At 51.3% G+C, this 10,953-nt stretch carries 10 protein-coding genes; 6 read left to right on the top strand and 4 right to left on the bottom strand.

Features of this window, described 5'->3' with window-relative positions:
- Positions 1-128: 128 nt before the first annotated feature.
- Positions 129-563: a GNAT family N-acetyltransferase gene (locus ACGG90_RS05890; RefSeq protein ID WP_390407043.1), complete on the bottom strand. Its 435-nt coding sequence runs from the start codon at positions 561-563 to the stop codon at positions 129-131.
- A 131-nt stretch (positions 564-694) separates the two neighbouring features.
- Between ACGG90_RS05890 and ACGG90_RS05885 the strand changes: the two genes are divergently transcribed.
- From ACGG90_RS05885 to ACGG90_RS05875, 3 genes are all read left to right on the top strand, one after another.
- Positions 695-1,165: a hypothetical protein gene (locus ACGG90_RS05885; RefSeq protein WP_390407030.1), complete on the top strand. Its 471-nt coding sequence runs from the start codon at positions 695-697 to the stop codon at positions 1,163-1,165.
- Between the two features lie 120 nt (positions 1,166-1,285).
- The gene (locus tag ACGG90_RS05880; RefSeq protein ID WP_390407028.1) at positions 1,286-2,863 is read left to right on the top strand and encodes a peptide chain release factor 3; all 1,578 of its coding nucleotides are present in this window, start codon (positions 1,286-1,288) and stop codon (positions 2,861-2,863) included.
- A 20-nt stretch (positions 2,864-2,883) separates the two neighbouring features.
- Positions 2,884-3,735, top strand: coding sequence for an SseB family protein (locus ACGG90_RS05875; protein WP_390407025.1), 852 nt, complete (start codon positions 2,884-2,886; stop codon positions 3,733-3,735).
- Between the two features lie 215 nt (positions 3,736-3,950).
- Here ACGG90_RS05875 and ACGG90_RS05870 read toward each other — a convergent pair whose 3' ends face one another.
- From ACGG90_RS05870 to ACGG90_RS05860, 3 genes are all read right to left on the bottom strand, one after another.
- Entirely contained in the window at positions 3,951-5,051 is a 1,101-nt protein-coding gene (locus tag ACGG90_RS05870; RefSeq protein ID WP_390407022.1) for a MucBP domain-containing protein, read from the bottom strand.
- Between the two features lie 21 nt (positions 5,052-5,072).
- Complete coding sequence (locus ACGG90_RS05865) at positions 5,073-5,369, bottom strand: DUF1827 family protein (protein WP_390407020.1); 297 nt, start codon at positions 5,367-5,369, stop codon at positions 5,073-5,075.
- A gap of 259 nt (positions 5,370-5,628) precedes the next feature.
- Positions 5,629-7,824, bottom strand: a complete 2,196-nt coding sequence (locus ACGG90_RS05860; protein WP_390407017.1) for an ATP-dependent Clp protease ATP-binding subunit — start codon at positions 7,822-7,824, stop codon at positions 5,629-5,631.
- Positions 7,825-8,056: 232 nt separating this feature from the next.
- Here ACGG90_RS05860 and ACGG90_RS05855 point away from each other — a divergent pair, with 232 nt between their 5' ends.
- From ACGG90_RS05855 to ptsP, 3 genes are all read left to right on the top strand, one after another.
- A complete protein-coding gene (locus ACGG90_RS05855) occupies positions 8,057-8,248 on the top strand; it encodes a hypothetical protein (protein WP_390407015.1) in 192 nt (63 codons plus the stop codon).
- Positions 8,249-8,350: 102 nt separating this feature from the next.
- A complete protein-coding gene (locus ACGG90_RS05850) occupies positions 8,351-8,617 on the top strand; it encodes a phosphocarrier protein HPr (RefSeq protein ID WP_390407012.1) in 267 nt (88 codons plus the stop codon).
- Positions 8,617-10,338, top strand: coding sequence for a phosphoenolpyruvate--protein phosphotransferase (gene ptsP / locus ACGG90_RS05845; RefSeq protein ID WP_390407009.1), 1,722 nt, complete (start codon positions 8,617-8,619; stop codon positions 10,336-10,338). The genes ACGG90_RS05850 and ptsP overlap by 1 nt, the downstream gene beginning before the upstream one ends.
- Positions 10,339-10,953 lie beyond the last annotated feature (615 nt).

Here is a 10,953-nt window from a genome sequence, read left to right as displayed (position 1 = left end):
CGTCCAACTTGATACGAACAATCTCGGGTTGATCTTCGTCCATATAAATACCTCACCATTCTTATGATGAGGTCATGATACCGCTTGGCAATTGAGAGGGATAGGCGGTCTGTTATTAGGTGCTTACTTTACTTTAACAACAAATGCATCTGTTGGTGTTGAATCCCGGCTTCTTCAAAGACTGGCCGATCAGTGGGCGTGTAGCCTAACGCTTTGTAGAACCCAACGGCTTGCAGTTGCGCATCCAAGCGCAGTTCCGGCGCTTGGACTTCACTGGCAAAAGTCCGCATCGCCTTCAATAAGGCCGCACCGACTCCGCGATGGCGAAAGGCTTTCTCCACGGCGACGCGCTGAATGTGATAGCCATAGTCTTCCGGCAGCAAACGGCCGCAGCCGATCGGCAAGCCGGCTTCGTAGGCCACGAAATACGTGCACTTGGCTTCGTTAGCATCAACTTCCAAGGCTGGATCAACATGTTGTTCCTTAACAAAGACGTTCTGGCGAATGGCCAAGGCATCTTGATAAGTGGCGCTGGTAATACGAGTTGTCGTTCTGATTTCCATATGGATCACCGTTTTCTCATGATATTGCATTTAGTATAGCACGAACTGCCCAGACTAAATGGCAAAATCATTGCAAAACTAATTGAAATCGATTAGAGTTAACAGCAAGCATCATTCAGGAGGAACTTTATATGAGCAGGATCCAACTTTTAGGCCTTGAGCCGATCACCCAATATCTCAGCCACCACAACCGCGATTATCATAACATGCCATTGGGCAATTTGATTGGCATTACCAACATGGCCCATGTTGACGCCAACGCGGCTTTAGCCGAGTTAGACGCCCAACGCACCCAACTGCTTAAAATCGCCGATGTGGATGTGACCGCCTTTGAAGCCTTTCGCATTGCCACCTACACCCAAGGGGAGGCGGTGGTCACCGGCGACTTTAGCAACACCTTGCGAGTGGTGAATTTCTTTGCCATGGTGCAACAAGCCCAAGCCGCTTATCAAAGTGCGATCCCGCAACAAAACACGGTGATCACTGCTCAAATTGGCGAGTTGTCGCTGAAGGTGACGGCTGAAGGCGTGGCTGTTGAAGCAGGTCAGGCGCAACTGGCTGAATACTTGGGGGATGTCATCGTCAACGGCTTCAGCGCTTAGGTCTAGACGCGACGCCTTGACTTCTCTATAATAATATACTGACCACGTTCCAGTGCATGTTGTGGCTGGGACTTTTTTTCGTGAGCCGATTGGGCTATAGAAACGCGTGAAAGGAAATTTATGAAACCTCAAGCATTGCAAGAAGAAGTCGCTAAGCGCCGGACCTTTGCCATCATCTCTCACCCAGATGCTGGTAAAACGACGATCACTGAACAATTACTGTTATTTGGCGGGGTGATCCGCGAAGCCGGGACAGTTAAAGCCAAGAAGTCCGGGCATTATGCCAAATCTGACTGGATGGCCATTGAAAAGCAGCGCGGGATCTCGGTGACGAGTTCCGTGATGCAATTTTCTTATGCCGGCAAACGCATCAATATCTTGGATACGCCAGGGCATGAAGATTTCTCAGAAGACACTTATCGGACCTTGATGGCCGTCGATGCTGCGGTGATGGTGATCGACTCGGCCAAAGGGATCGAAGCGCAAACCAAGAAACTGTTCAAAGTCGTTAAGCAGCGCGGGATCCCGATTTTCACCTTTATGAACAAATTGGATCGTGACGGCCGCGAGCCGTTGGATCTGATCGCCGAGTTGGAAGAATTGCTGGGGATCGAAGGCTATGCGATGAACTGGCCGATGGGCATGGGTAAAGGCTTGGTCGGTTTATATGATCGCGTGGACCCGCAAATCGAGCTGTACCGCGAGAACGAAGCCGGCGAACGCTTCTTGCCATTGGATGCGCAAGGCCATTTGGACCCTAGCGAGCCCATTGCCAATGAATCCATTTACCGCGACACTTTGTCCGATATCGAATTGTTGAATGATGCCGGTAACCAATATGATCTCAAGAAGATCATGGCTGGCGACCAGACACCGGTGTTTTTCGGCTCAGCGCTGACGAATTTCGGCGTCGAGACGTTCTTGAAGCATTTCGTTGAAATGGCGCCTGAACCAGGCCCGCATACCATGCAAGACGGCAGTGTGGTACTGCCGACGGCGTCAGATTTCTCAGGGTTTGTGTTCAAGATCCAAGCCAACATGAATCCGCAGCACCGCGATCGGATCGCCTTTGTCCGCATCGGTGCCGGCGAGTTCACCCGCGGCATGGATGTGACCTTAGCGCGAACCGGCAAGCCGTTGCGGTTGAACAACGCCACGGAATTCATGTCTGATTCGCGCGAAGCGGTGCAATCAGCGGTGGCTGGTGATATCGTGGGGTTGTACGATACCGGCAACTTCCAGATCGGCGACACGATCTACGCCGGCAAGCAGCCGGTTGAATACGAAGCCTTGCCGCAGTTTACGCCTGAGCTGTTTATGCGGGTGACCGCCAAGAACGTAATGAAGCAGAAGTCTTTTCATAAAGGGATGCAACAATTGGTGCAAGAAGGAGCGGTGCAATTGTACCGGACTTATTCGACCAACGATTACATCTTAGGGGCTGTAGGGCAGCTGCAGTTTGAAGTGTTCAAGTTCCGGATGCAGAATGAATATAATTCTGAAGTCGAAATGACGCCGATCGGCAGCCGGGTGGCGCGCTGGATCGATCCTGAGCAGCTTGATGAGAAGATGTCCAGCTCCCGTAATTTGTTGGTCAAAGACGTGCACGATGCACCGCTGTTCTTGTTTGAGAACCAATACGCTTTGCGCTGGTTCGCTGATAAATATCCAGATGTGACATTGACTGCTAAACTGTAAGCTTCAGGAGGATAAATCGCATGGCTATTTTTAATTTTGGTAACCAACAAGATGACGACGCTGCACATGACAACAATGTTAATCCAGTGCATCAAGTCACCAATGATGATCTGTTAGGCTTGTGGCGCACATTTTCGCTGAAGCAAGATGATGCGAATATGAGTGCGTTCTTAGAAGAGTTGATCGAACATGCCAACTTGATCACTTTTGGCATGAGCAAGACTGAGATCCCGCTGACCAAAGATGGGCACTTGGACTTCAACCAGAATGTTGAATTACAGTTTCCGCTATTGACCGGGGCTGACGACAAAACATTCCAGCCGTTCTTCACGGATTGGCAAGCGGCGCAAACGCTGTTGAATCAGTGGCAAGATAACGGCAATCAAGAAACTGTCGATCAAAGTGTCCCAATCGCCGTGGACTTCACGGATTTGGTACGTTTGGTTGGCGGCAATGAAGATGTTGCCGGCGCGGTGATCAATCCTTTCGAAGATAACATCACCATGGATCGCGAAAGCTTGGTTGATTTGCATCACCAAGCCCAACAACGCCAAGAAGCGGCTGATACGCCAGTGCATATCGGCGACGGCCTCAAAGCGCCAGATGGCCTGCTTGAAGCATGGGTCGATAAATTCGTTGCTGACGGTCAGGTGCAGCGTGCTTGGCTGCGCACCTTGACTATGGGCGATGAACAGTCGCTGTTTCTCGTGTTGGATATGCCGCAACGCGATGATCAAGACGAATTCTTTGATCAATTAGGGCTGCTGGCTAAAGAGTTCGGCACCGATCCAGAGCTGGGCTTGACCATTGCGCCATACAGTGAAGATTTGGCTGAAGCCATTGAAGGCGCCGTTCCATTCTACGCCAAATAAGGGTCACCCTTGCCACCGCCATTGCGGTGGCTTTTTTTGTAAGAAACACAAACGGGAATGGGACATAATCCCCATAGTCGCCAGACATAAAGCAACGCCATGTCACACAAACGCCCAGATACCGCGATTCAAAGTGCAGAATCGTGGTACCTGGGCGCTTGTGCGAGTGGCTAACAGCGCTTTATGTCTCAGCCTCGAGTACTCATATGAGGTGATTAGCGCAGTTGCGGTTGAGCAGGCGTGTGGCCGCTTTGGTCGATGGTGATGAAAGTAGCCAACACATAACCGCCGGATGCCACTTGATACCACACAGCACCATTGGTCAAGGTGACAACAGTGTTGATGGTCACCGCGGTGCCTTCAAGCAGGCGGGCTTCATGCATTTGACCATAAGGTTCTGCCCACACCGTGGCGTCGCCTAAAACAGTGCCGGTTAGGTGCACACTTTGTTCGTCACTGGCAAATAATTGATGCGGCAAAGCCAATGGCGTTGGGTCTGGCAAATAAGGATCTGAGGCCACGCCGGTGGTGGCGTCGGCGGTGATCCATTGGCTGCCGCCGACGTTAAACCACACGGTGTGATTTAACGTATCACGCATCACCGCGTAGACGCGCCAATAGGTGTGCGCCGGCAGCTGACTGGCATAAGGTGCGCCAGCCAGCGGTTGAGGATAGGCGAGTTTGGCCGTTTGCAGTTGAATGAAAGCGTCGTCTGGCAATTGACCGCTTTCAAGCGGCGTCAGATTGTAAGAAAAGCGCAGACTCTGCGCTGCTTGGGTGAACATACCAGATTGAGTGGTTGGCCCCACAACATGTTCGGCAAACTCTGGCAAAGCTTGTGCCGTATAGCTTTGATTCAACACGCCTTGCAAGAGTTCAGGCACCTGCAATAAATGGCCATTGCTGTCGCGATGATAAACGATCACCGGACCAGCCACGCGTGGGGTGTAGCCACACCAAATCACTTGGTTATTGGCCGGGAAAACTTGGGTAAAATTTCTGATTTCAGTCAACACAAAACCTGCGATCACCTGCCAAGTAATCGGCAAGGGATCGCCAGTGTGACCATGCAAGGTGATCGGGTCATGCAAGTTAACATGCGAAGTGACATTTTGATAATAGACGCGCACTTGGACCCGGGTGTCGACCATACCAGTAGCAGGCGGCAGGTCATGAACTTTGTGAGGTGAGGGATCAAGGCGAGAATCGGGCCGCGATGGGGCGGGTTCATGGGGATGTTTCAAAGAACCAGCCCGACGCACCGGTTTGGCGGTGGTCGCAGCAAGCCAGGTTTTGATGCGCGTAAGCAAACTCATGGGCAAAACTCCAATAGGGATCTACATTTCGGAAGCGCGTTGCTGCGAGTTCAAGGAGATCTCAGCTAACTTTGGCCCCCGTACGACGGTCACGTCTTCCAGACTGACGCCGGTCAACTTCTGTAAGGTGAAGCGCAACTCTTGGTCTTGAACGTTGCGCGTTTCATTGGTGAACAACAATTCATCATGTGTCGGTGCCTGGGTGTAAACCACCGTGGTGGCACCGAGAGAATAGACTTTCACATACTGAGTATCCGTGTGTGCTAACTGCTGCGCTACCAGATGCGGGTAGCTGTTGGTGATATCGATCAATCGCATCGCCAAACACATCCTTTCACTGTTGCCGCTTTCTTGTCTTACGATAATTATAACACGTTTTGCCCGAAACATAGGAGCGGCATGCCCCGCCGCTCAGCTCATTGTAGATTGGGAGCGCTTACTATTGGCTCAACCCCAATTCTAGCGCATCCAGGCAACAAGCGCGGCAACAACCTGCATAAAAAATCCCCACATAATGACCAAATCCCGTTACGAAGCCAAAAAAACCACGCATATCAAAGATATGCGTGGTTGAAGGTTATTCAGCAGCAGGTTCGGAAATGGCGATTTCACCATTGGCGATCCGCGCTTCCAAAGCGGTAGCCTTAGGATGATCGAGGTAGTAATCTGCTACTCGATCTTCGATTTGTTCTTGAATGACCCGCCGCAACGGGCGAGCGCCCATGGCAGGATCATAACCGAGCTCAACTAACTTCTCTTTGACCGGATCGGTGACTTTGATGGTCAAGCCTTGGTCATGAATGTTGGCGTTAGTATCAGCGATCATCAAGCCAACGATCTTCATCAAATCAGGCTTGGTCAAAGACTTGAATTCCACGATATCATCGAAACGATTCAGGAATTCCGGCTTGAAGTAGTTGCCTAACTGATTAAGCACAGAGTGTTGCGTGCCGTTAAGCGATGCACCAAAGCCCACGTTGGCTTCCGCGTCGGTGGAGCCGGCGTTGGAAGTCATGATGATGATCGTGTCTTTGAAGGATACCGTGCGGCCTTGGCTATCAGTCAAGCGCCCGTCATCCAAGATCTGCAAGAACATGTTCATGACATCTGGGTGGGCCTTCTCGATTTCATCTAACAAGATCAGGCTATAAGGATTGCGGCGGACTTGTTCAGTCAATTGGCCAGCTTCTTCATAGCCCACATAGCCTGGAGGCGAACCGATGAGCTTGGACACCGAGAATTTCTCCATGTATTCGGACATGTCAAAGCGGATCATCGCTTCTTGGGAGCCAAAGAGTTCCTTAGCCAATTGCTTGGCTAATTCCGTCTTGCCGACCCCAGTCGGGCCGACAAATAAGAAACTGCCGATCGGGCGGCCGGTTTTGTTGAAGCCGATGCGGTTGCGGCGAATGGCGCGCGCCACTTTGTTGACGGCGTTGTCTTGGCCGATGACATTGGCTTTGAGGTGCGGGCCAAGGTCTTTGAGCTGTTGCTGCTCTTGGGCCTTGAGTTCGCCAACTGGGATGTTGGTTTTCTGCTCGACGATCTTTTCCATGTCTTTTTCGGTGACGGTAGGCGTGTCAGCTTTGTCAGCGTCGGCTTGTTCCTTCTGCATTTGCTCAAGTTTGTTGACTTGATCGCGGTAGAAGGCGGCTTTCTCATAGTCTTCTTGCTTCAAAGCGGCTTGCTTCTGCTTTTCGGCATCGTCGATTTTGGCTTTCAAGGCTTTAGGGTCAACGACTTGAATGGTCAAGTTCTTCTTGGAGCCGGATTCGTCAAGCAAGTCAATGGCCTTGTCTGGCAGATAGCGATCTTGGATGTAGCGGTTAGACAAGTTGACCGCCGCTTGAATGGCGTCTTCGGTGTACTTCACGTGATGGAAGTCTTCGTAGCGCTTCTGAATGCCATGCAAGATCTCGATGGTTTCTTCTGGGCTTGGTTCATCAACCGTCACTGGCTGCAAACGGCGAGCCAAGGCGGCGTCTTTTTCGATTTGACGATATTCATTGTTGGTAGTGGCACCGACCAGCTGCAGTTCGCCACGCGCCAAGGCTGGCTTTAAGACGTTGCCGGCATCCATGCCGCCTTCAGCGTTGCCGGCACCGACGATTTCATGGATTTCATCAATGAACAAAATGGTGTCAGGGCTGTTCTTCAATTCGTTGAGCAGTTGTTGCATCCGCTGTTCGAATTGACCGCGGATCCCGGTACCTTGAACCAAAGACACGACATCCAGTTGAATGACTTGCCGGTCTTGAAGCTTGACAGGGACGTCACCATTGGCGATCTTCAAGGCCAAGCCTTCAACGACCGCCGTTTTGCCGACCCCGGCTTCCCCGATCAAAACCGGGTTGTTCTTGGTGCGGCGGTTTAAGATCTCGATGACCCGGGCGATTTCACCATCGCGGCCGATCACAGGGTCGATTTCACCGGCTTTGGCTTTGGCAGTCAAGTTGACACCGAATTGGCCGAGCACAGAGTTGCCATTGTTGCGACGATTGCCGCCGCCACCGTTGTTGCCGGCTTGTGTCGGTGGCGTTTGTTGCTGTTGTGGGTTTTGTTGATCCATTCCTTGGCTCATCGCCTTGAAAATGTCGTCAAGGCTGTTAAAGCCGAACGGATCATTTGCATTGGTTGGTTGCATTCTGCCTCCTGCTTGTTGCTTCAACTGCTGGTAACAGTTTTGGCAAAGGTTGATCTCTTGTTTCGTACCATTGACGCTGGTATATAAGTGGATCGTTGCTGGATTCTGATGACAGTTCTCACAAAGCATATTGTCACGACCTTTCTTTCCACAACCAAGAGCTGTGGCTATTTGTAGTGAAGCTTAGGTTACTGACCTTCACTGACCAAAGCTCAGTATACTCGGCTATTTCCAAAATGCAAGCACTCTAGCCCTAAGAGTGCTAAAAAGTTGCGTTCAGCCTTTGCTGGTGCGGCTTTTTAGTTGCTTGATCACGTCCTTAATGCTATTGTAAAGCAGTAGGACGAAAGGGGGCAACTATTTGGATCCAGACTACACGCAGATGATGGATCAACTGCGGTCAGGGGAGTTGTCTCAAATCGAGATCACCCCAGAGACCTTCAATGCTTTCCGTGCGGCATGGACCAATTATCCCGCGCGCAAAGAGATCGTCGGCACCGCAGGGCGCTTAGGCGCCATTACCTATCATTATCGGCCAATTCAAGACGATTAAGACTTGTCGTGGAAACGGAATAATGGTAAGGTTTACAGGAGATAGAATGTGTTCATTCTATTCGGCTAAAATTTTTTTAAATGACGAAGGAGCAGATTACTCATGGAAAAACGCGAATTTAATGTTATTGCAGAAACAGGTATCCACGCACGTCCGGCAACCCTTCTGGTACAAGCCGCAAGCAAGTTCAACGCCGACATTAACTTGGAATACAAGGGCAAGAGCGTTAACTTGAAGTCCATCATGGGCGTGATGTCTTTGGGTGTTGGCCAAGGTGCTGATGTGACCATCTCCGCTGAAGGCGCTGATGAGAAAGAAGCCATCGACGCTATCGAAGAAACCATGAAGAAGGAAGGCCTCTCTGACTAATGACAAAGCAACTCAAAGGGATCGCCGCTAGTGATGGCATCGCTACTGCGAAGGCCTACATGTTGGTGCAACCTGACTTGTCATTTGATCAGACTTCTATTAAGGATGCAGACGCTGAGGTTCAGCGTCTGCATTCTGCGCTAGAGCAAAGTACCAGCGACTTGAAGCTGATCCGTGATAAAGCGGCAGAATCCTTAGGCGAAGAAGAAGCACAAGTCTTCGACGCACACATGATGATCTTAGCCGACCCAGAATTCACCGGTGCCATTGAAAGCAAAATCAAAGATGATGCGATCAATGCAGAAGCAGCCTTAAAGAATGTCGCTGACACGTTTGTCGCGATGTTTGAAGCCATGACGGATAACCCGTACATGCAAGAACGCGCCGCAGATATCCGCGACGTCACCACGCGTGTTTTGGCACACTTGTTAGGCCGTTCATTGCCATCTCCGGCTTTGATCGATTCTGAAGTCATCGTGGTTGCCCACGACTTGACGCCAAGTGATACTGCGCAGTTGAATGCAAAGTACGTTAAAGCCTTCGTTACTGATATTGGCGGTCGCACGGCGCACAGTGCGATTATGGCACGCTCATTGGAAATCCCAGCGGTAGTTGGGACCCAATCCATCACCCAAGACGTCAAGGAAGGTCAGATGCTGACTGTTGACGGCTTGACTGGGGATGTCACCGTTGAGCCGAGTGCTGAACAAATCGCCGCTTCAAAGCAAGAAGCAGCTGATTATGCCGCACAAAAGGCAGAATGGGCAACCTTGAAGTCTGCCGAAACGTTGACTGCTGATGGCAAGCACTTCACCATCGCCGCCAACATCGGCACGCCTAAAGACCTTGATGGTGTGGTGGACAACGGCGCTGAAGCAATCGGTTTGTATCGTTCTGAGTTCTTATATATGGACTCCAGCGAATTGCCGACTGAAGATGACCAATTCGAGGCCTACAAGAAGGTCTTGGAAACCATGAGTCCTAAGCAAGTGGTTGTTCGTACGATGGATATCGGCGGCGATAAGCACTTGCCATACCTGCCATTACCTGAAGAACAGAACCCATTCTTGGGTTATCGGGCGATTCGGATCTCATTGGACCGCGATGACATTTTCCGCACGCAATTGCGGGCTTTGTTGCGGGCCAGTGCATTCGGCAAGTTGGGGATCATGTTCCCAATGATCGCCACTGTTCCAGAATTCGAAGCCGCCAAAGCCATCTTCTTAGAAGAAAAGGCCAAGCTGGTTGCCGACGGCGTTAAAGTTGCCGACGATATCGAACTCGGGATGATGATGGAGATCCCAGCCGCTGCTGTTTTGGCTGATCAATTTGCCAAGCACGTTGACTTCTTCTCCATTGGCACCAACGACTTGATCCAATACACCATGGCTGCTGACCGCGGGAACGAACATGTGTCGTACCTGTATCAGCCATACAACCCGTCGATTTTGCGCTTAGTTAAGCACGTCATCGATTCCGCCCACGCCGAAGGCAAGTGGGCCGGCATGTGTGGGGAAGCCGCTGGCGACCCGATCATGGTACCGTTGTTGTTAGGGATGGGCTTGGATGAATACTCCATGTCCGCTACCAGTGTCTTAAAGGTCCGCAGCCTCATGAAGAAGCTGTCGACTGCAGACATGAAGGCTTTGGTTGACAAAGCCATCAACGAATCCGAGACCAACGACGATAACAAGAAGTTGGTTGAAGAATTCACCAAGTAAAATCAAGAAAAGCTGTCTGCAAATGCAGGCGGTTTTTTTGTGTCCCCAGAGCGGAGCAGCCCGCACTTAGCGGTGGATATAAGGCGGGATGACAGTTGGGCGGTTTATGCCCAATTGGCGTCACGACTTATATCACGCCGCGTTGGGCTGCGCAGCTCGACGAAGACCACAGCGTAAAAAGCGCGGATTCACGTCTTGGCCTAGGCCCGGACAGGCATTGCTTCGGCGCGCGGGGCAAGCGTCGGCGCAGGCGGTGCGGCCGGTTCTAACCGCGCTGAAAATCGCGCGTTTTCCACCTAAGAATCGAGCCAGGCGCTCGCTGCGCTCACCAGCCCGTCTCGATTCTTGCCGCGATCAGTGCAGAAAGACAAGCAAAGCCCGCTTGTCTTTCTGCACTGATCGTTTCACGGCCTGACCGACGCTTGCCCCGCGCGCCTACGCAATGCCTGTCCTCCACTCAATGGATGTAAGCCGGCCGTTTGTGGCCAATCATCTGATTTGAGGGTAGGGTGACTGTTCTGCTGTTATGCATAGCTATGCTGGACTCCTTGCAAGTATCGAGATGACAAAATTGGTGGTAGAAAGCAGTCCAGCAAAACTTTGGTGTTAAGTATC

The sequence above is a fragment of the Lacticaseibacillus jixiensis genome (genome assembly GCF_042847315.1).
GTDB lineage: Bacteria > Bacillota > Bacilli > Lactobacillales > Lactobacillaceae > Lacticaseibacillus > Lacticaseibacillus jixiensis.
This window is presented reverse-complemented; position numbering and strand designations above follow the sequence as displayed.